General features: G+C 63.0%; 18 protein-coding genes. 2 read left to right on the plus strand and 16 right to left on the minus strand.

The annotated features are described in order from the left end of the window. The first annotated feature begins 74 nt into the window (after positions 1-74). A complete protein-coding gene (locus INS93_RS06115) occupies positions 75-428 on the plus strand; it encodes a BON domain-containing protein (RefSeq protein WP_160017291.1) in 354 nt (117 codons plus the stop codon). A gap of 57 nt (positions 429-485) precedes the next feature. Further along, positions 486-683 (plus strand): CsbD family protein, encoded by a 198-nt coding sequence (locus INS93_RS06120; protein ID WP_017675326.1) that lies wholly within the window; start codon positions 486-488, stop codon positions 681-683. A gap of 219 nt (positions 684-902) precedes the next feature. On the opposite strand, the gene INS93_RS06125 is transcribed toward INS93_RS06120, so the two are convergent. The 16 genes from INS93_RS06125 to dksA all read right to left on the minus strand — a co-directional run bounded on the left by INS93_RS06125 (position 903) and on the right by dksA (position 21288). Further along, positions 903-1205: a DUF2845 domain-containing protein gene (locus INS93_RS06125; protein ID WP_192980678.1), complete on the minus strand. Its 303-nt coding sequence runs from the start codon at positions 1203-1205 to the stop codon at positions 903-905. 13 nt (positions 1206-1218) lie between these two features. Then, a complete protein-coding gene (locus INS93_RS06130; protein ID WP_192980679.1) occupies positions 1219-1536 on the minus strand; it encodes a DUF2845 domain-containing protein in 318 nt (105 codons plus the stop codon). Then, positions 1533-4418, minus strand: a complete 2886-nt coding sequence (locus tag INS93_RS06135; RefSeq protein WP_192980680.1) for a DUF748 domain-containing protein — start codon at positions 4416-4418, stop codon at positions 1533-1535. Before INS93_RS06135 ends, INS93_RS06130 begins: the two co-directional genes overlap by 4 nt. Before the next feature lie 101 nt (positions 4419-4519). Next, complete coding sequence (locus INS93_RS06140) at positions 4520-5536, minus strand: class I SAM-dependent rRNA methyltransferase (protein WP_192980681.1); 1017 nt, start codon at positions 5534-5536, stop codon at positions 4520-4522. A gap of 94 nt (positions 5537-5630) precedes the next feature. Next, a complete protein-coding gene (locus tag INS93_RS06145; RefSeq protein ID WP_192980682.1) occupies positions 5631-6503 on the minus strand; it encodes an oxygenase MpaB family protein in 873 nt (290 codons plus the stop codon). Between the two features lie 70 nt (positions 6504-6573). Next, a complete protein-coding gene (acs, locus tag INS93_RS06150; RefSeq protein WP_192980683.1) occupies positions 6574-8511 on the minus strand; it encodes an acetate--CoA ligase in 1938 nt (645 codons plus the stop codon). A gap of 159 nt (positions 8512-8670) precedes the next feature. Beyond that, the gene (gene pgi, locus INS93_RS06155; RefSeq protein WP_192980684.1) at positions 8671-10335 is read right to left on the minus strand and encodes a glucose-6-phosphate isomerase; all 1665 of its coding nucleotides are present in this window, start codon (positions 10333-10335) and stop codon (positions 8671-8673) included. An 80-nt stretch (positions 10336-10415) separates the two neighbouring features. Further along, on the minus strand, positions 10416-11273 hold the full coding sequence (gene panC, locus INS93_RS06160; RefSeq protein ID WP_192980685.1) for a pantoate--beta-alanine ligase: 858 nt from the start codon (positions 11271-11273) through the stop codon (positions 10416-10418). Then, positions 11270-12070, minus strand: a complete 801-nt coding sequence (gene panB / locus INS93_RS06165) for a 3-methyl-2-oxobutanoate hydroxymethyltransferase (protein WP_160017300.1) — start codon at positions 12068-12070, stop codon at positions 11270-11272. The genes panC and panB overlap by 4 nt, the downstream gene beginning before the upstream one ends. A 273-nt stretch (positions 12071-12343) precedes the next feature. Next, positions 12344-12832: a 2-amino-4-hydroxy-6-hydroxymethyldihydropteridine diphosphokinase gene (folK, locus tag INS93_RS06170; RefSeq protein WP_192980686.1), complete on the minus strand. Its 489-nt coding sequence runs from the start codon at positions 12830-12832 to the stop codon at positions 12344-12346. Then, on the minus strand, positions 12829-14223 hold the full coding sequence (locus INS93_RS06175; protein ID WP_192980687.1) for a polynucleotide adenylyltransferase PcnB: 1395 nt from the start codon (positions 14221-14223) through the stop codon (positions 12829-12831). The genes folK and INS93_RS06175 overlap by 4 nt, the downstream gene beginning before the upstream one ends. 769 nt (positions 14224-14992) lie before the next feature. After that, the gene (locus tag INS93_RS06180) at positions 14993-16426 is read right to left on the minus strand and encodes a sigma-54-dependent transcriptional regulator (protein ID WP_192980688.1); all 1434 of its coding nucleotides are present in this window, start codon (positions 16424-16426) and stop codon (positions 14993-14995) included. Positions 16427-16479: 53 nt separating this feature from the next. Then, a complete protein-coding gene (locus INS93_RS06185; RefSeq protein WP_192980689.1) occupies positions 16480-19434 on the minus strand; it encodes a sensor histidine kinase in 2955 nt (984 codons plus the stop codon). Beyond that, a complete protein-coding gene (locus INS93_RS06190) occupies positions 19418-19594 on the minus strand; it encodes a hypothetical protein (protein WP_003244646.1) in 177 nt (58 codons plus the stop codon). The genes INS93_RS06185 and INS93_RS06190 overlap by 17 nt, the downstream gene beginning before the upstream one ends. A 312-nt stretch (positions 19595-19906) precedes the next feature. Further along, on the minus strand, positions 19907-20791 hold the full coding sequence (gluQRS, locus tag INS93_RS06195; protein WP_192980690.1) for a tRNA glutamyl-Q(34) synthetase GluQRS: 885 nt from the start codon (positions 20789-20791) through the stop codon (positions 19907-19909). Positions 20792-20841: 50 nt separating this feature from the next. Beyond that, positions 20842-21288 (minus strand): RNA polymerase-binding protein DksA, encoded by a 447-nt coding sequence (gene dksA, locus INS93_RS06200; protein ID WP_017675309.1) that lies wholly within the window; start codon positions 21286-21288, stop codon positions 20842-20844. Between the last annotated feature and the right edge of the window lie 96 nt (positions 21289-21384).

Genomic DNA, 21384 nt, shown 5'->3' on the forward strand with positions numbered 1-21384 from the left:
CCCTGCAACAGTACTGGTGAACCTGCAACCAGGAGTTGGTTTGCAGATTGTCTGGAATGTACAGGAGTCGAATCATGAAACAGCCAATCAACCGTTTTGCCGCTACCGCTCTGACCGCTGCCGTGCTGAGCATGTCGCTGGCGTCGGCAGCCTTCGCCGCACAGCCGACCATGCTGGCGGCCAATGACACTGTGGATAAAGCCGAGCAGGCGGTATCCGACACCTGGATCACCAGCAAAGTGAAGTCCACCTTCGTCGCTGACTCGAACCTCAGCGCGCTGGACATCAAGGTCGAGACTAACCAGGGCGTGGTTTCCCTGTCCGGCGTGGTCGCAACCGACGCCGAGCGTGATCTGGCTATCGCCAAGACCAAGGAAATCGAGGGTGTGCGTGACGTGTCCGCCGATGCCCTGAAAACCGCTGACTGATAGCCGAGCCGGCCGGGCTAGCGCCCGGCTCCACCTTCTGTCACTGGGAGAATGACCATGAATAGCGACATCATCAAAGGCAAATGGAAGCAGCTCAGCGGTCGCATGAAGGAGCGTTGGGGTAACCTGACCGATGACGACCTGGACGTCGCCGAGGGCCACAGCGAATACCTGGCTGGCAAGCTGCAAGAACGTTACGGCTGGACCAAGGAAAAGGCCCAGCAAGAGCTGCGCGATTTCAGCGACAAGCTCTGAGCACGGATTGCCGGGCAAGGATGCCCTCAGGAACGGACAACAGCTGCAGAAACGGATGTGTTTTCAGCACGGATGGCTACAGGCAGGACGCCTGATCAGCACGGACAGCGATAGGCATGGAAGCGCGAAGGCCCCGCCGGTGTGACCGGCGGGGCCTTGATTTTTTGTGCCGGGTGCTCGAGATGCTTCAGGAACGTGCACCCTACATGCAGTGTTACGTCAGCTACCGCGCTTGCTGCGGATCTCGGTCAGGCGGCCGCCCTCGAAGCGGAGAAAGTGGTACATGCCGCTTTTCGGGCCGTAGACCCACTCCTCGACGCTCACCTCGTTGCGAAAGCCGTAGCTATCGACCACTTCCTTGTAACCAAGAAAATCGCGGCTGGAAGGCTCGCCACATTTGTTCAGCACCTCTGCGGCAGGCGCTGTCTTGCTGACCAAGGCGCTACCGCAGCGGTAGGTGGAGGACGCCTCAGCCATAAGGGGCAGACACAGCAGAGTGAGCAGATAGCTGAATGTGCGCATGAGAACCTCCTGCTCAGCGTTCGCGACGACGTTCGATGGTGGTCAGACGGTTACCCTCGAAGCGCAGGATGCTGAGCATGCCGTTGCTCGGGCCGTATACCCATTCCTCGATCATGTACTCGCGACGATCATAGGAGCCCAGCGTGTAGCCGACCGGATCACGGTGCACCGGTGCGCCACATTTGCGCTCGACCTCGAACGTGCGGTCGCCAAGGCTGACCAGGGAGCTGCCGCAACGCAGCGTGTCGGCCTGCACGCCGATGCTGATCAGGCCGGCAACCAGGGTGGTGAGCGTGGTGAACGTGGTGATGGATAGGCGGCGCATGATCATTGGCTGTCCAGGTGCAAGGTGGTGAACACGCGGCCATCGGCTTCGGGTTCACCCAGGTTGGCATCGATCAGGTAGACGCGTTCATCGTACAACCCACCTTGTTCAACCAGATAATCCTTGATCGTTGCAGCACGTTGCTGAGCCAGTTGGCGCAACAGCAGCTTGCTTTGAGCCCAGGAGTCCAGCACCGCCTTGCGCATGTTTTGCTGGCGTTGCTCGCTGTCCAGCTCGCTCCATTCGGCAGGCGGCTGCTGCTTGAGGCGCGTGCGATAGATGCCTTCGAGCAGCGCGGCCTGTTCGTCTTCAGCGACCGTCAACTCATCGGGGCTGGCGGGCACCTTGTCACCGCGGCGTTGCAGCACCTTGTACCAGGTTTCGCGAAATTCGCGTTGCAGACGCTGTTCGGCCAGCAGCGGGCCGTCGGCACTCTGCGCGGCCTGGCCTTCAACCTCCAGGCGCAGATTCGGGCGTTCCTCGAGCGCTTTGGCCAGCGTGTCCAGCGCCTGGCGCGCGTCTGCCTCCAGCTCTGCAGAGCCAGCGACGAACGGCACGGTGCTGAGGTCGACGTTGCTACCACCTACCAGTCCTGCGATGAACTTGAATGGCGCCTGGGCTGCGCGTAACACCAGATTGCGCAGGGTCTGCCAGACGATGGGCATGACGCTGAACTGCGGATTGTTGAGATCACCCTGTACCGGCAACTCGATGGCGATACGCCCCTGGGTGTCCTTGAGCAGGGCGACTGCCAGGCGAATCGGCAGGTCCACTGCGTCGGGGCTGTCGACGCGTTCGCCCAGCTGCAGGTTTTCCACCAGCACCTTGTTCTCGGCATTTAGCTGGCCCTTCTCGATGCGGTAGTGCAGGTCGAGGTTGAGGCGGCCCTTGCGGATGCGATAACCGGCGAATTTGCCGGAGTAGGGGGTGACGGTGGTCAGCTCGACATTCTTGAAGCTGGTGGCGATGTCCAGGCTGTTGAGCGGATCGAACGGCGTCAGCTTGCCCTTGATGCTCATTGGCGCGTAGCGGTCGACCTTGCCCTGGATATCGACGCTGGCGGCTTGCGGCTTCTGATTGTCGAGTACGCCGATGCGTCCGTTCATCTGCTGAACGGCGGTGGCGAAGCTGGGTGTCAGGCTGAAGTCGGCGAAGTTGGCCGAGCCGTCATTGATGGCTACGCCGCCGATGCGAATCGCCAGCGGCTTGCCCGCATCGGTCTTGTTCTCGTTCTGTGTCGGCGGCTGCGGCACGATCAGCTCGCTGACGTTGGTGGTCAGGTTCTCGTTGATCACGAAGCGCGCATAGGGCTGATCCAGTTCGACGCGTTCGATGGCCAGGCTTTCACCGTGGCGATAGTCGAGGCCATTCACCCGCACCTGTTTCCAGCGTACGAAATCACGTTCGCGCAGGGTATCCAGGGTATGCAACTGATCGACCCTGGCGCTGCCGGTGACGCTGAGCGCCAGCGGCTCGGTGCTCTTGAGCTGCACGTCGAGGTCACTGCCGAGCAAGCCGCTGCGCAGCTCCAGGCGAATGAAGGGGCTCAGATAGGCCTGCGCCAGGCGCAGGTCGATGTCCTGCGTGTCCACCTTGAGCTGAGCACTGGTCGGGCTCAGTTGCACGTTGCCGGCTGCCTGCAGCTTGCCCTGCTTGCCCAGGCCGGTGTCGAGCCTGAGGTCGAAAGGTTTGTCGCCGAGGCTGTCGAAGTTCTTCAGGTCGAGGTTCAGCGGGCCGATCTCCACGGCCACTTCCTGCTGAGGTACGCGGTCGGCCAGGTGGGCCTTGTAGTCGCGCAGTTGCACATCCTGCAGCAGTACCTGCCAGGGCTTGCTTGCGCCGGCCTGCTCCGTGGGGGCGGGGGCCTCGCTCTGGGGGCTTTCGGGTTTGGCGAACAGTTTCTGCCAGTCCAGTTGGCCGTCGGCTTCGCGCGCCGCCCAGGCCTCCAGACCCTGGCTGCGCACCTGGCCGACCAGCACCTGCTGCTTGGCCAGGTCGAGGCTGGTGTTGTCGATATCCAGGCGTTGCAGGCGTACCAGCGGTTTGCCTTGCGGATCGTCGATGGCGAAGGGGGCCAACTGCACCTTGATCTTGCTCAGTTGCAGTTCGGTGCCGCTGGAGAGGTCGAGGCGATAGTCGCTGCTGAGATCGACCTGGCCCTCCTTGAGCACCAGCGGCAAGGTGTCGCGCACGTAAGGCCAGAAGGTGCTCAGGCGGCCATCGCTGACGCTCAGGCTGCCGCTGGAGGTGATCGGCGTCAGGCTGACCTGGCCGCGCCAGTCTATCCTGGCGCCGTGCGGGCCACTGGCGGTCATGGTCATTTCCGCGTTGTCGCCGGCCAGGGTGCTGAGGTTGTTGAGTTCCAGGTCGAGTGCGTCATAGGCGAATTCGACCGCCTCGCTCGGGCGCAGGTCCTGGAAGCGCAGTGACTTCTCGCGTAGACGAATGCTGTCGATGCGCAGCGGGAAGGGCTCCTCGCCGCTCTCTGCCTTGGGCTCCGCCTGGCTTTCCGGCAGTCGGAACAACTGGGTGAGATTGAGCGTACCGTCCTTGTCGAACAGTATCTCGGTGCGCGCGCCGTCGAGCTCGACGTCACTCAGGTGCAAGGCACCGCTCCACAGGCTGTCGCTCTGCAGATTGGCGTAGAGGCGCTGGAAGCTGAGCTGCTCCTGGTCAGTCTCGCCGACACGCAGGCCCCAAAGACTCAGCTCAAGCGTGAAGGGGTTGAGCTGAACACGCTGCAGGGAGGCTGGTACCGTGGCGTACTGCGCCAACTGCTGGTTGGCGACACGCAGGGCGATACCCGGCAGAATCAGAAAGCCGATCAGGCTGTAGAGGAAAACGGTGATCAACAGTGCGCTCAGTGCGCGATTCAGTCCTTTGGGCATGGCTTGGCGTCATCTATCCAGACGAGGAGACGACTTGGAGTATGGCACGACGGTTCAGTTCCGGTCGTTATAGCCGTATTCGTAGTGAATGATTTCCCGTTTCACAGGTGCAGGATCAGGGTTTTAAGGGGTGGTTTGGCGTCTTGCGAAGGAAAGTCCGGCGCAGGGACTATCACCTGGCAATCCTGCACTGGGCGGCCGAGCTTCTCGGCGCAGCGCAGCACTTGCGTGCGCCAGTCGTTCATCTCCACCTTCGCCAGGTTGTTGCTGCACACCAGCGTGCCGCCGTCGGCAGTGGCCAGGAGTGCCGGTTTGAGCAGGCTTTGATAGTCGCGCAGCAAATCGACGGTGCCAAAAGCGCTCTTGGCCCAGGCGGGCGGGTCGAGGAACACCAGGTCGAACTGGCGCGGCTGCAGGCGCGGATAGCTCGGCAGTTTTTGCCCGCGTCGGCTGCTGATCGGTAGATCGGCCAGCTGACGAATCGCCGGAAAATAGTCGGACTGGATGAACTGCATGACGGGTAGCTCGGGATTGAGTGCGCCGTTCTCGCGGCCCACGGCGAGGTTGCCCTGCGCGAAGTCGAGGTTGCTTACCTCGCGTGCACCGCCCGCTGCGGCGCATAGACCGACGCCGCAGGTATAGGCGAACAGGTTGAGCACGGACTTGCCGGCGCTGTTGGTCTTGATCCAGCCACGGGCGTTACGCAGGTCGAGAAACAGCAGCGGGTCCTGTCCGGAATGCCGACCGCGTACGCGGTAATTCAACCCCCATTCGCGGCCGACCATATCCTCCAGTGCCGCATCGTCGGCCTGGAATAGGCTCGGATCGCGATCGATCCGCGAATTGCCCTTGGAGCGGTCGTTGTAGACCGGTAGCAGCGTCTGTCCCAGATGGGTTTCGACGCTGTCGATGATGTTGTGCAGATCACTGGCTGCAAGCGGCTGATGAAAGCTCTGCACCAATAGCTGCGGGCCGTAGCGGTCGACGGTCAGGCCGGGCGCGCCTTCCTGACTTCCGTGGAACAGCCGGTAGCAGTCGGTGCCCTGGGCGTGCAGGTCTGCGAGCAGGTTTTCGCGAGTGGCGAGGGCGGCGCGCAGCGCCTGGTCAAGAGAAGGCATGCGCGGCGTCTCGGAGAAAGGAAAGGGCAGCAGTCTAGCAAGAAAAGCCGCTGCTCGAGAGCGTGGCGCATGCTGGCGGCGGGTCGCACCCGCCCTACGAGATTGGCAGCAGACGACGGTGGGCGCGCTGTGCGGCGCTGTTACGAATCGCCCAGCGCAGCAGCGAGGCGGTGCGTTGTACGCTGCTGCGAATCAGCGGACGGCGCCAGGGAGCCTGATGTTCGCCGAGCAGATCGCTGGCCCAGTCCGGCAGCAGGTCAACGCCGGCCTGCATCATCAGGTTGCCGAAAGGCTTGGCGAGGATATTGGGCATCGGTGCGGCATACAGCAGTCGCACCACTTCGCGGGTGCGCTCGTCACACAGCAACTGCGCACGCATGTGCTCGAGGTAGTCGCTGATGGCCTGGCGCGACGTGGGCACGTTCTGTGCGCCGAGGCGCTCGGCGATCAACGCCACTTCGCGGTAGTAGCGATCCTGCTCGGCAACCGCTAGCTGCGGGTCGACATAACGCAGGTAACCGGCGAGAAACTGGCTGACCTCGGAGACATGCACCCAGGTCAGCAGCTCGGGATCGCTGGCGGCATAGGGGCGGCCGTCCGGCGCGCTGCCGATCACCTGCAGATGGATGGTGCGCACCTTGTCGATCAGTCGCTCGGCGTCATGCAGGCCACCGTAAGTGGTGCCGGCGATGAACAGGCTGGTGCGGCGCAGTCGGCCGAGCATGTCCTGGCGGAAGGTGGAGTGGTCCCACACGCCGGCAAGCGCCAGCGGGTGGAGCATCTGCAGGAGCAGGGCGGAGATGCCGCCGACCATCATCGCGGTAAAGTCGGCGTGGACTTTCCAAACCATCGACTCGGGGCCGAACAGGCCGGCATCACCGCGCGGCTGGTCGAGGTCGAGCACGCCCAGCGAAGCGCCGGTGAGGCTGTGCACCTGTTTTTCGATCTGACGACGTAGGCTTTCCATGGCGCGCAGTTTCAGCGCTTGGCAGGCACAAGACAAGATGCGCCCGGCCCTTTCAGGCCGGGCGCGAGGCTCAGCGGTTGAGGCGCTGATCGATCAGGCTGTCGACCACGCTCGGGTCGGCTAGGGTCGAGGTATCGCCCATGTTCTCCAGCTCGTTGCAGGCGATCTTGCGCAGGATGCGCCGCATGATCTTGCCCGAGCGGGTCTTGGGCAGACCCGGCGCCCACTGGATCAGCTCCGGCTTGGCGAAGCTGCCGATCTCCTTGCCGACCAGGGCTAGCAGATCCTTCTTCAGCTCGTCGGACGGCTCCTGGCCATTCATCAGGGTGACATAGGCGTAGATGCCCTGGCCCTTCACGTCGTGCGGGTAGCCGACCACTGCCGCCTCGGCCACTGCATCGTGCAGTACCAGCGCACTTTCCACCTCGGCAGTGCCGATGCGGTGCCCCGAGACGTTGATCACGTCGTCCACGCGGCCGGTGATCCAGTAGTAGCCGTCCTCGTCGCGGCGTGCGCCGTCACCCGTGAAGTAGTAGCCGGGGTAGGGCTTGAAGTAGGTGTCGATCATGCGCTGATGATCGCCGTAGACGCTGCGGATCTGGCTCGGCCAGCTGGCCTTGATGGCCAGCACGCCGTTGCCGGGACCGTCGATCTCCTTGCCCTGTTCGTCGAGCAGCACCGGCTGCACGCCGAAGAAGGGGCGGGTGGCCGAGCCCGGCTTGAGGTCGGTGGCGCCGGGCAGCGGGGTGATCAGGATGGAGCCGGTTTCGGTCTGCCACCAGGTATCGACGATGGGGCAGCGGGTATCGCCCACCACATGGAAGTACCATTCCCAGGCTTCCGGGTTGATCGGTTCGCCTACCGTGCCGAGCAGGCGCAGGCTGCTGCGCGAGGTGCTCTTGACCGGCGCCTCGCCTTCGCGCATCAGCGCGCGCAGGGCAGTGGGAGCGGTGTAGAAGGTGTTGACCTGGTGCTTGTCGATCACCTGCCAGAAGCGCGAGGCGTCCGGGTAGTTGGGCACGCCTTCGAACATCAGCGTGGTGGCGGCGTTGGCCAGCGGGCCGTAGACGATGTAGCTGTGCCCGGTGACCCAACCGACATCGGCGGTGCACCAGTAGATGTCGCCCTCGTGGTAGTCGAACACGTACTTGTGGGTCATCGCCGCGCCGAGCAGGTAACCGCCGGTGGTGTGCAGCACGCCCTTGGGTTTGCCGGTCGAGCCCGAGGTGTAGAGGATGAACAGCGGGTCCTCGGCGTCCATCGGCTCGGCCGGGCAGTCAGCCTCGACTTCCTTGAGCGCCTGGTGGTACCAGAGGTCACGGCCCTCCACCCAGGCGACGTCACCCTGAGTGCGCTCGACCACCACCACGGTGGAGACGTTCGGGCAGCTCTGCAGGGCCTTGTCGACGTTGTTCTTCAGCGGTACGTACTTGCCGCCGCGTACGCCTTCGTCGGCGGTGATCACCGCGCGGCAGTCGGCATCGAGGATGCGGTCACGCAAGGCGTCCGGGGAGAAGCCGCCGAACACCACCGAATGCACGGCGCCGATGCGCGCGCAGGCGAGCATGGCGTAGGCCGCTTCGGGGATCATCGGCATGTAGATGCACACCCGGTCGCCTTTCTTCACGCCACGGCTTTTGAGCACGTTGGCCAGGCGACTGACGTTGTGATGTAGCTTGTTGTAGGTGATGTGCGCTGATTCAGCCGGGTTGTCGCCTTCCCAGATGATGGCGATCTGTTCGCCGCGCTGTTGCAGATGGCGGTCGATGCAGTTGTAGGCGACGTTGAGCTGGCCGCCCTTGAACCACTCGGCGCTGCCCTGTTTCAGGTCGCTGCTGTGGACCTGATCCCAGGGCTTGAACCAGGTGAGAAAGGCCTTGGCCTGCTCGGCCCAGAAGGTATCGGGTTGCTCGACGGACTGCTGGTACAGGCGCAGATAGGCGTCGTTATCCAGGTGTGCACGCTGGCGCACCGCGTCGGCCACGGGGTGACGGGTGATCTCGAACATGGCGGGGTCCTTGTAATTGTTTGTCCGCAACAGGCACAAGGGTGCACCCAAGCAGGTGCTTGGTTCAAGGGGGGATGTTCCAGGGAAAGGGCGTAGTCGGGGCGACGAAAGCAGGGACGCAGCCCAGCGCTTGGCGCCGGGCTGCGACAAGAGGTGGGATCAGCCGCGATGATGCTCGCGGAAATGGACGATCAGACCCTGGGTCGAGGCATCCGATGCGCTACCGTCGAGCTGGCCTGTCAGGCGCTGATAGACCTCCTTGCCCATCTCCTTGCCCAGCTCCACGCCCCACTGGTCGAAGGCATTGATGCCCCAGATCGCGCTTTGCACGAATACCTTGTGCTCGTACAGCGCTACCAGCGCGCCCAGCTCGAACGGCGCGATGCGATTCATCACCAGGATGTTGCTCGGACGGTTGCCGGGGATCACCTTGTGTGGCGCCAGGCGCTGCACGTCGTCTTCGCTCAATCCCTTGGCGCGCAGTTCGGCTTCGGCCTCTTCGCGCGTCTTGCCCTGCATCAACGCCTGGGCCTGCGACAGGCAGTTGGCGAACAGCCACTGGTGATGGTCGGAGAGCGGGTTGTAGCTGTTGACCGGGACGATGAAGTCCGCCGGGACCAACAGGCGGCCCTGATGCAGCAACTGGTGGTAGGCATGCTGGCCGTTGCAGCCGACGCCGCCCCAGATGATCGGCCCGGTGGCGATGTCCAGTGACGTGCCGTCCTGGCGCACGCTCTTGCCGTTGGACTCCATGTCCAGCTGTTGCAGGTGCTTGGTGAAGTTACGCAGGTAATGATCATAGGGCAGGATCGCGTGGCTCTGCGCACCCCAGAAATTGGTGTACCAGATGCCCAGCAGGGCCATCAGCACTGGCATGTTCTCGGCCAGTGGCGCCTGGGTGAAGTGCTGGTCCATGGCGTAGGCGCCGGCCAGCAATTCCTTGAAGTTGGACACGCCGATGGCCAGCGCGATGGGCAGGCCGATGGCCGACCACAGCGAGTAACGCCCGCCGACCCAGTCCCACATGGGGAAGATGTTCTCTTCGCCGATACCGAATTCGATGGCGGCCTTGCGGTTGCTGGTCACCGCGATGAAGTGGCGGTGCAACTGCTCTTCCGGGCCGCCCATGGCCAGGTACCAGTCGCGCGCGGCCAAGGTGTTCTTGAGGGTTTCCAGGGTGCCGAAGGACTTGCTGGAAACGATGAACAGGGTGGTTTCCGGATCGAGGCGGGCGGTCAGCTCGCGGAATTCGCTGCCGTCGATATTGGCCAGGTAGTGGCAGCGCACACCGCGCTGCGTGAACGGGCGCAGCGCTTCGGAAACCAGTTGCGGACCGAGGAACGAGCCACCAATGCCGATGTTGACCACTTCCTTGATCGGTTTCTCGCTGTAGCCGCGCCACAGGCCGCTGTGAATGCGACTGACCAGCTCGGTGACCTGATTCAGAACGCGATGGACCTCGGGGATGATGTCATGGCCGTCGACCAGCAGACGGCGGCCGATCGGGCTGCGCAGCGCCGTATGCAGCGCGGCGCGGCCTTCCGAAGCATTGACCTGCTCACCGTTGTACAGGTTGGCGATGGACTCCTGCAGACCGGCCTGCTCGGCCAGTTGAATCAGCAGCTCGAGGCCGCGCTCATCGATCAGGTTTTTCGAGTAATCCAGCAGCAGCCCGCAGCTGTCGAGAGAAAAACGCTGGTAGCGCCTTGTGTCCGCAGCGAAGGCCTCGCGCATGCTGAAACCGGCCATCTCGGCACGATGTTGCTGCAGGGCCTGCCAGGCGGGCAGGGTGGTGACGTCTTGAGGCTGCTGGTAATAGGCCATCGGAGCTCCTGATCCACAAAAGCAAAAGGCCCGGATCGATCCGGGCCTCTGAGAGTTTAACCGGCTGCCTTTGCAGGCAGCTACTGGCGTGGCAGTTCAACCACCAGATTGTCTATCAGGCGGGTGCTACCCAGCTGCGCGGCGGTCAGAATCACCAGGTGATGGTCGTCGAGCTGTGCCGGACGCAGATTCACCGCATTGCGGATCTCCAGGTAATCGGGGATGAAACCAGCGGCGCGTTGCTGCGCCTGAGTGCTGTCGATAAGCCGTGCGTAGTCGCGAGCGCCACGGCGCAGTTCTTCGGCAATCGTTTGCAGGCCCCGATACAGCGCAGGGGCGGTGGCGCGTTGTGCGTCGCTGAGGTAACCGTTGCGCGAGGACAGGGCAAGGCCGTCCTCGGCGCGTTGAGTCGGCGCACCGATAATCTGGATCGGCATGTTCAGGTCCTGCACCAGTGCGCGGATTACCGCCAGTTGCTGGTAGTCCTTCTCACCGAAAACGGCCAGATCAGGCTGGACCATGTTGAACAGCTTGGTCACCACCGTCGCGACGCCTTCGAAATGCCCCGGACGACTCGCACCGCAGAGACCCTCGGAAACACCGGGCACGCTGACGCGGGTCTGGTCACCCATGCCGTGCGGGTAGATTTCCGCGACATCGGGGTGAAACAGCAGGTGGCAGCCGGCCGCGAGCAATTTTTCCTGGTCGGCGGCGAGGGTACGCGGATACGTATCCAGGTCTTCACCTGCACCGAACTGCAGTGGATTGACGAAGATGCTGGCGACCACGAAGTCAGCACGTTGGGCGGCGATTTCCACCAGCGAAACATGACCCGCGTGCAGGTTGCCCATGGTCGGCACGAAGCCGATCTGCTTACCCTCGGCTCGTGCCTGGGCAACGGCTGCGCGCAATTCGCGAAGGGTTTTCACCATGTTCATGCGGAGAAACCATGTTCGGCGGCAGGGAAGCTAACGTCCTTCACGGCCTTTACGTAAGCGCTGAAGGCACTCTGAATGCTATTTTGGCCTTCCATGAAGTTACGCACGAACTTCGGTGCGCGGCCCGATAGCGACAGCCCGAGCATGTCGTGCTGCACCAGGACCTGGCCGTCGGTGGCGCTGCCAGCGCCGATACCGATCACCGGAATCTTCACTGCCTGGGTGATTTCCGCGGCCAGTTCGCTCGGCACGCATTCGAGCAGCAGCATGGCCGCGCCGGCCTGCTCCAGAGCCATGGCATCGGCGCGCATCTGCCGTGCCTGCGCCTCCTGGCGGCCCTGAACCTTGTAGCCACCGAGAATGTTCACCGCCTGCGGGGTCAGGCCCAAATGCGCGCACACCGGTACGCCACGTTCGGCCAGCAGACGGATCGGCTCGGCCAGCCAGCCTGCGCCCTCCAGTTTGACCATATGCGCGCCAGCCTGCATCAGCTTGGCGCTGTTGTGCAGTGTCTGCTCGGTGGTGGCGTACGCCATGAACGGCAGATCGGTGACGATGAGTGCGCCCTGGTTGCCGCGTTTGACGCAGGCAGTGTGATAGGCCATTTCCTCGACGCTGACCGGCAGGGTGCTGTCGTGGCCCTGCAGGACCATGCCCAGGGAGTCGCCGACCAGCAACACGTCGACACCCGCCTGGCAGGCCGCATGGGCGTAGGTGGCGTCATAGCAGGTCAGCATGGCGATCTTTTCACCGTTCTGCTTGAGGCTCTGCAGGGTGGTCAGGGTAACGTCAGGCATTTCAAAGGTCCTCGCTCAGGCTCGGTATACCGCTTCTATCTGGCTGCAATCCGGCCTGGATTGGCATCAAAGGTGCGTCCGGCGCAGGGCGACGGGACGCCTATAGTCCTGATGGGGGCAGGCGAAGTCAATTGCAGGTGTTACCCGGCTGTTACTGGCGTTACCGCCAATGCGCGGGATGTCGGGGGGCGCAAGAGGCCGCCCTGTGGGATGCGCTTCTTCGGCGAGCTTGTCGGGTCGCGGCTGAGGCCCCTGCCACAGAGGCCGGCTGGGCTACTCGGCCAGGCGTTCCAGGCCGGTAAATGGGCAGTCTTGCAGCATCGCATCGAGGCTGCGGCCATCCGGCAGTTGCAGCTCAGCGGCCAGTTCGGCCAGCGGATAGAGCACGAAGGGGCGCGCCTGCATGTGGTAGTGCGGCACGGTCAGACGCTCATCGTCGATCAGGCGCTCACCGAATAGCAGGATGTCCAGGTCCAGTGTGCGCGGCCCCCAGCGCTCGGCCTTGCGCACGCGGCCCTGCTCCTGCTCGATGCGTTGCAGTGCATCGAGCAACTGCCAGGGCTGCAGCTCGGTATCCAGCGCCGCCACGGCGTTGACGTAACGCGGTTGGTCCGCCGGGCCAAGTGGATCGCTGATGTAGAACGACGAATGAGCCTGCAACTGGCTGTGCGGCAACTGCGCGATGGCATGCAAGGCCGCGCGCAGCTGTTGCAGCGGTTCGGCCAGGTTGCTGCCAAGGCCGATGTAAACCCGCTCCATCATTCGCCGCCGCTTTCGTCGCTGCGCTTACGGCGATTGTTGCTGCTGCGGCGACGTTTGCGCGGCGCATTGCCGGTGCTTTCGCCTTTGCCGGCCAGGTCGCGAATCATTTGCCGACGCTCGCTGTCGTTGGCGTCCTGATAGTCCGTCCACCATTCGCCCAGGCCGCCGGTGTCTTCCCCGGCCAGTTCGCGCAGCAGGAGGAAGTCGTAGCCGGCGCGGAAACGCGGATTTTCCAGCAGCAGGTCGGCGCGTTTACCGCTGCGGCGCGGCAGGCGCTCCTGCATGTCCCAGATCTCGCGAATCGGGATGGTGAAGCGCTTGGGTACGGCGATGCGCTGGCACTGCTCGGCGATCAGTTCATGGGCGGCTTCCTGCATCGCCGGAATCGGCGGCATGCCCTTGTTCTGCAGTTGCAGCACGCGGGCCGGCAGCGCAGGCCACAGTAGTGCGGCGAAGAGAAAGGCTGGCGTGACCGATTTGCCATCATGGATGCGGTCGTCGGTGTTGATCAGCGCCTGGCGAATCAGCTTCTCGGTGTACTGCGGATTCTGCTTGAGCGCCGCGCCGCTGGCCGGGAAGAGCTGGGCAAACAGATCGTGCTCGAGCAGCAGGTCGAAGGTGTACTCGGCGTAACCTGCGAGGAACAGCTTGAGCACTTCGTCGAACAGACGCGCTGAGGGAATGTCGCGCAACATTGGCGCCAGACGGCGAATCGGCGCGGCGCTGTGCTTCTCGATCTCGAAGTCGAGCTTGGCGGCGAAACGCACCGCACGCAGCATGCGCACCGGGTCTTCCAGGTAACGCTGTTCCGGGTCACCGATCAGCCGCACCAGATGGTTGCGCACATCGTGCATGCCGCGGGCGTAGTCGAGGATATGTTCCTGGGTCGGATCGTAGTACAGCGCATTGATGGTGAAGTCGCGGCGCTGGGCATCGTCTTCCAGCGTGCCATAGACGTTGTCACGCAGGATGCGGCCGCTCTCGTGGCGTGACGCCAGATTGCTGTTCTCTTCCTCATCACCCTGAGGGTGATTGGCGCGGAAGGTGGCCACTTCGATGATCTCGCGACCAAAATGAACGTGTACCAGCTTGAAGCGGCGGCCGATCACCCGTGCGTTACGGAATTCGGCGCGGACCTGTTCGGGCGTGGCACTGGTGGCCACGTCGAAATCCTTGGGGTCAATATCCAGCAGCAGGTCGCGTACACAGCCGCCGACCAGATAGGCCTGGTAGCCGGCCTTCTGCAGGCGCTCGACCACGCTGATGGCGTGACGGCTGATCTCGTTGCGCTTGAGCGGGTGTTGGCTACTGCTCAGCACTTCGGGAGTGCTGCGTGGACGTGGGGCACGGCGCAGAGGTGAGTGGAAAGATTTGAACAGCTTTTTCAGCATGGGATGCACTGTTTGGAGTAGTGGTCGGCCTGCTGCGCATGCGCTTGAAAATCAAATTGCGTGAGCATCACGGCGTTAAAAGCAGTTTGCTTCGGCAAGGTTTTTCAACTGCATGCGAAACGATGACCGCATGTTTGCAGCGGATTCTAGCATCGTGTAGGGAGAAGGTGTGTAGAAGGGCGGCAGGCGGGGATTCGAGGACCGGAAGCTACTGGGGGAGCCGAAGCTCCCCCCCAAGTTGGTGCGTGCTATGTTTTTATTGTTATTGAGGGCCTGTTGTTTTTGTTGTTCGGCCCTTCCCGGCTTGCCGTGGCTTACCGGGTGCTCCCTAGAGAGGGGAGCCAATAGCAAACGGATTTCTTTGGACGCTGATGCTGCCTTAATCAACCAGTTCCGGCGCTGCCTTGAGGCAGTTTTATTGTTCTCAGTCTGGTCGCTGGGGCGAACCCCTCGCGGCAACTCCTCTCCAAAAGAATCAGTTAGCTGCGCCTCCGTACCTTGTTGTTTTTGTTGTTCTGGAGTCGTTACGTCTTGTTCTTATTGTGTAGGGCATTGCTTGTTATTGTTGTTGTGCCAGAGATAAAGCAGATGCCGTGCCAGTTTTTGCGAATCCTTGTAAATCAAGGGTTTGCGGCAATCATGGGTGTTCGGTGGGGGAGAAAAAGGCCGGGCTTTCGTTACCGATAGACCCGGCCTTTGTTACGAGATATTGAAACGGTAACAACTTGTGGAACCCGTGCGCGGGCAGGTTGTCACCGAGGCCGTGGCGTCAAGGGCCGCTGGTCACACCGGATTTGCGTCGCGGAATGCCCAGGCGTTGACGCCGTTCCCACAGGCATTTGCGACTGATGCCCAACTTGCGGGCCAGCTCGGTCTCGGTCATGTGGTCCTGATGCTCGAGGACGAAGTGCTGGAAGTAGTCCTCCAGTGACAGATCCTCGGTAGGTTCGTGGCTATTGCCACTGCTCTGTCCGCCTGCCGCCGGCAGGCCGAAGTCCTCGTCATCCAGATCGTCCAGCTCGATGTCGATGCCCAGCAGGTCCGCGGAAATTTCCGCACCCTCGCAGAGAATCACCGCACGCTCGATGGCGTTCTCCAGTTCACGCACGTTACCCGGCCAGGGATAGTGGCGGATCGCCTGCTCGGCGTCATGAGCGAAACGCAACGGCTCGCGGCCCATGCGTGTGTACTGGCGCACCAGGAAGGCCTGGGCGATTTCGATCACGTCGCTGCCTCGTTCACGCAATGCTGGCAGCTTGAGCGCGATGACGTGCAGACGGTAATAAAGGTCTTCACGGAACTGGCCGGTCTTGGCCAGTGTCTTCAGGTCGCGGTGGGTGGCGGCGATCAGGCGCACATCCACTTTCTGCGACTGCACCGACCCGACCCGACGARTTTCGCCTTCCTGCAGTACGCGCAGCAGGCGCGCCTGGGCTTCCAGCGGCAACTCGCCAATCTCGTCGAGGAACAGCGTACCGCCATCGGCCGCCTCGACCAGGCCGGCGCGTCCGGCACTGGCGCCGGTGAAGGCGCCTTTCTCGTGGCCGAACAGCTCGGACTCGATCAGGGTTTCCGGAATGGCGGCGCAGTTCACCGAAATCAGCGGGGCCTTGGCGCGCTTGGAAAGGTTGTGCAGGGCGCGCGCAACCAGCTCCTTGCCCGTGCCGGACTCACCCTGCACCAGCACATTGGAGTCGGTGGGGGCTACCTTGCGAATCTTGCTATAGAGCTCCTGCATGGCCGCGCAGGAACCGATGATGCCGATCTCGCCATTGGCGTTGTCCACCACCTTTTCGGCATTGCCGCTGCGCGCGTTGCTGGCGGCAGTAGGTGCCGGTGCGCTTTTGGCTTCCTGGCGGTCGCGCAGGATGCGGGCGACGGCCTGTAGCATTTCGTCGTGGTCGAAGGGCTTGGCGATGTAATCGACTGCGCCCATCTTCATCGAGTCCACCGCCGAGCGCAGGCTGGCGTAGCTGGTCATGATCAGCACTGGGGTGCCTTCGGCCAGTTTGATCAGTTCGGTGCCCGGTGCGCCGGGCAGGCGCAGGTCGCTGACGATCAGGTCGAAGGTGGGAATGCTGTAGCGTTCCTGGGCTTCCTGTACCGAGCCAGCTTCGCTGACCTGGTATTGATTGCGTTCGAGCAGGCGGCGCAAGGCAGAGCGGATAATGGTTTCGTCTTCGACGATAAGAATATGTGGCATCAATTCGGTCTCTCGACGGTCACGGAGGTGCCATTGGCAGCCTCTCTCGCTGTTTACATCGCTACGGACGTCGCCTCGACATGCCTTGGCAGGGTGACCCGAATTCGAGTGCCCAATTGGCGCTCGGGGTCAGCCGGGCTGTCGATTGTTATCTGTCCATAATGCTCTTCCACGATCGAATAGACCAGCGCGAGGCCCAGGCCGGTCCCCTCGCCGGGGTCCTTGGTGGTGAAGAAGGGTTCGAACAGGCGGTCGATGATCGCTTTGGGAATACCGCTGCCTTCATCCTCGACGATCAGGTCGACGGTATGTTCGCTGGCTTCGCTGCGCACGCGGATGGCGCCGCCCGGAGGCGAGGCGTCGCGGGCGTTGGACAGCAGGTTGATCAGTACCTGAGCCAGGCGCTGCGGATCGCCACAGGCCCAGTGCTGCGGATCGCAGAGGTTGTAGAACTGGATGTCGAAGTTGCGCTTGTTCAACGACAGCAGGCCGATGGCGTCCTGCGCCACGTCGGCCAGGCACACCGGCTCGTCGCTGCGTTGGTGGCTGCCGGAGTGGGCGAAGCTCATCAGCGACTGGACGATGCGCGACACACGTTTGGTCTGTTCGAGGATCTGCCCGCTGATTTCGGTCAGTTCGGCGTCGGTCTCGCGCTCTTCGCGCATATTTTGCGCCAGGCAGGCGATACCTGTGATGGGGTTGCCGATCTCGTGGGCCACGCCAGCGGCGAGGCGGCCGATGCTGGCCAGGCGCTCGGAGTGCACCAGTTTGTCTTCGAGCATCTGGGTTTCGGTCTGGTCCTCGACCAGCAGCACCAGGCCGCTGTTACCGGGCGCCAGCGGTTCGTTGATGGCTGCCTTGTGCAGGTTGAGCCAGCGAATCTGGCCATCGAGCGCCAGATGCTGTTTATGCAGATGCTGGTCCGGGCGTTCGATGAAGTCCTGCAGCAGGCTCTGCCAGGGTTCGCTCAGGGTGCTCAGGCGCGAGCCGACGATACGTTGCGCGGGAATGTCGGTGAGCTCTTCCATGGCCCGGTTCCACATCAGGATCTCCTGGTCCTTGGCCAGCGAGCACACGCCCATTGGCAGCTCCTGCAGTGTCTGGCGGTGGTACCGGCGTAGCGCGTCGAGCTCGGCGGCGAGGCCGGTGAGGCGCGACTGGTAGTCTTCCAGGCGGCTTTCGATGAAATGGATATCCTCGGTGACATAGCCCTCGCTGCCGGATTTGTAGGGCAGGAAGGTTTCCACGATGTCCTGTGCCACGCTCGGCCCCATCAGGCCGGACAGGTTGGCCTCGATGCGGTCGCGCAGGCGGCGCAGGGCATAGGGGCGGCTTTCGTCGAAGGGCAGATGCAGATCGCGCAGGGCCTGCTCGACTTCGCGTTGCGCGGTCTTGGCGCCGAGTGGCTTGGCCAGTTGCGCGGCAAAGTCCTGCGGCGACACGGCGACCAGCTCGCGCCGTTGCGGGCGGCGCACGTTGTCCACTGCGCAGGCTTCGGCGGCGCTCTTTTCCTCGGGGCTGGCTTCGGTGAACAGCGACACCAGGGTGAATACCAGTACGTTGGCGGCGAGCGAGGCAATGGCGGCGAGGTGCCAGCTGGCATCGTCGAGTACATAGATGACGTTGAACAGCGGCAGGTAGAAGCCTTCCAGGTTGCCCAGCAGCGGCAGCAGCATGGTCAGTGCCCAGACGCTGATGCCGGCCAGCAAACCGGCGATGAAGCCGCGGCGATTGGCCGTTTGCCAATACAGTACCGAGAGCACGCCGGGAAGGAACTGCAGAGTGGCGACGAAGGCGACGATGCCCAGATTGGCCAGGTCCTGCTGCGCCCCCAGCAGCAGGTAGAAGCCGTAGCCGGCCATGATGATGCAGGCGATCAGCGTGCGGCGTGTCCACTTCAGCCAGCGGTAGATGTTGCCCTCGGCCGGTGGCTGGTAGAGCGGCAGTACCAGGTGGTTGAGGGCCATGCCCGACAGCGCCAGGGTCGAAACGATGATCAGGCCGCTGGAGGCCGATAGTCCGCCGACATAGGCGAGCAATGCCAGGGTCTCGCTGTTGACCGCGATGCCCAGGCCCAGGGTGAAGTATTCGGGGTTGGTGGTCGCCCCGAGCTTGAGGCCGGCCCAGAGGATCAGCGGCACGGCCAGACTCATCAGCAGCAGGAACAGCGGCAGGCCCCAGCTGGCGCTGACCATGGCGCGCGGATTGAGGTTCTCGGTGAAGGTCATGTGGTACATGTGCGGCATGACGATGGCCGAGGCGAAGAACACCAGCAGCAGGGTGCGCCACGGGCCCTCTTGCAGCGGCGTGTGCAGCGTGGCTAACGCCGCCTGGTTCTGTACCAGCCACAATTCCAGTTCACGTGGGCCACCGAACACCTGGTACAGCGCGTACCAGCCGATCACGCCCAGAGCGACCAGCTTGACCAGCGATTCGAAGGCGATGGCGAACACCAGGCCCTCGTGTTTCTCACGCGTGGCGATATGACGCGCGCCGAACAGGATGGTGAACAGGATGATCAGGCCGCAGTAGCTCAGCGCGACTTTTTCCTGTAGCGGCTCGCGGCTGAGGATGCCGATGGAGTCGGCCACCGCCTGGATCTGCAGGGCCAGCAACGGCAACACACCGATCAGCATGAATAGCGTGGTGAGTGCGCCGGCCCAGGTGCTGCGAAAGCGGAAGGCGAACAGGTCGGCCAGCGATGAAAGCTGGTAGGTGCGTGTGATGCGCAGGATCGGGTAGAGCAGCACCGGCGCGAGCAGGAAGGCCCCGGAGACGCCGAGGTAACTGGCGAGGAAGCCGTAGCCGTACTGGTAGGCCAGGCCCACCGTGCCGTAGAAGGCCCAGGCGCTGGCGTAGACGCCCAGCGACAGGGTATAGGTCAGCGGGTGGCGGATGATCCAGCGGGGGATAAGACCGTGTTCACTGACCCAGGCGACGCCGAACAGCACCAGCAGATAGCCGGCGCTGATCAGGATCAGCTCGCTCAGGCTAAAGCTCGTCAGCATCGCGTTGGCTCTGAAGAATGAAGGTGACGACGATCAGGATCAGCCACAGCAGATAAGGCCGGTACCAGGCGCCATTAGGGTCGATCCACCAGTCCATGATGGCCGGGGAGAACAGGTAGATCCCCACTACCAGGATCAGAACCAGTCGGTAGATATACATGTGACATCTCGTCGAAAGATGTCGCGATGGTAAAGGAAGCCGCGCGTTCCAAGCCACAAACTTGAAGTCGGAGGATGTAGGGTGCGCCGCGCATACAGACTCTTCGCGACGCCGTGCCTGAATGAATCGCGGCATCATCCATATCGCGCGGTGCGCATGGCGCACCCTACGGCACGTCGCGCTGCCTCTCTCGAATCGTCTTGTGATGATCCCCGTAGGGTGCGCCGCGCGCACCGAGGCCTTACAGCGCGTAGCCCGGATGCAATCCGGGGATGCCTGCACCATCGTTCCCGGATTGCATCCGGGCTACGGCTACTTCAATTGCGCTTCGGCCAGGGTACGGCTGCGTGGAATGCGAGTGGCGTCCCAGTTGGCGATGCCCCAGGCCAGCAGTTCGCCGGGGCTGGCGCCTTGCAGCTCGGTGGGTGGCTGCTGGCCCAGCGCCCGCAGGGCGCGCAGCAGCACGGGGCTGGCCTGGTCGGCCGGCAAGGGCGGGGAGCGATAACTCTTGCCCAGTTTGTGCCCGTCCGGCTGGATGATCAGCGGCACGTGCAGGTAACGCGGCTGTCGCAGTCCGAGTAATTCCTGCAGATAGAGCTGGCGCGGGGTCGAGTCGAGCAGGTCGGCGCCGCGCACCACGTCGGTAACACCCTGCCAGGCATCGTCCAGTACCACCGCGAGCTGATAGGCGAACAGACCATCGCGCCGGCGAATCACGAAGTCGCCGACTTCGCGGCCCAGGTGCTGGCGAAATTCGCCCTGCACGCGGTCGATGAAGTGGTAGTCCAGCTCAGGTACGCGCAGGCGAATGGCAGCGTCATTATCAGGGTGGCAGGCGTTACGGCATAACCCCGGATACACGCCGGCGTAGCCTTCCAGTTGCTTGCGCGAGCAGGTGCAGGCATAGGCCAGGCCCTGACTGAACAGGCGGGCGATTACTGCTGCGTATTCGTTATGCCGCTCGCTCTGGCGCACCAGTTCGCCGTCCCACTCGAAACCGTAGGTCTCCAGCGTGCGCAGGATGGCGTCCTGCGCTCCCGGTATTTCCCGTGGCGGATCGAGATCCTCCATGCGTAGCAGCCAGCGGCCGCCGACGGCGCGGGCATCGAGGTAGGAGGCGAGGGCGGCGACCAGTGAACCGAAGTGCAGGTAGCCGCTGGGCGTGGGGGCGAAGCGCCCGATATAGGCAGAGTTCATGGAGCCAAGGCCAGAAACAGAGCGGGGCGCCTAAGCGCCCCGTCATCAGATCAGGAACCGATCTGCTTTTCCTTGATTTCCGCCAGCGTCTTGCAGTCGATGCACAGAGTCGCAGTCGGGCGGGCTTCGAGGCGGCGGATGCCGATTTCGACGCCACAGGAGTCGCACCAGCCGTAATCGTTGTCTTCGATCAGCTGCAGCGTCTCGTCGATCTTCTTGATCAGCTTGCGCTCGCGGTCACGGGCGCGCAGTTCCAGGCTGAATTCTTCTTCCTGGCTGGCGCGGTCGGCCGGATCCGGGAAGTTGGCCGCTTCGTCCTGCATGTGGTGCACGGTACGGTCGACTTCCTGCATCAGCTCCAGCTTCCACTTATTGAGGATGCTGGTGAAGTGAGCGCGCATCGGCTCGCTCATGTATTCCTCGCCCTTCTTCTCTTGATAGGGCTCGAAACCACGAATCAGCTGGCTGGTGCTTTTGGCTTTTTCTTTTGTGGGCATGGATGACGCCTCTCACTCTTTCTAATCCATCGCGCAGGTTATTCCATTGCCAGGCGTTTGTCCGGCCCTGCGACTGCAAGCCGGCGAACTTACCAG

Origin of the sequence: Pseudomonas sp. EggHat1 (genome assembly GCF_014892995.1) — a bacterium.
Classification (GTDB): domain Bacteria; phylum Pseudomonadota; class Gammaproteobacteria; order Pseudomonadales; family Pseudomonadaceae; genus Aquipseudomonas; species Aquipseudomonas chaetocerotis.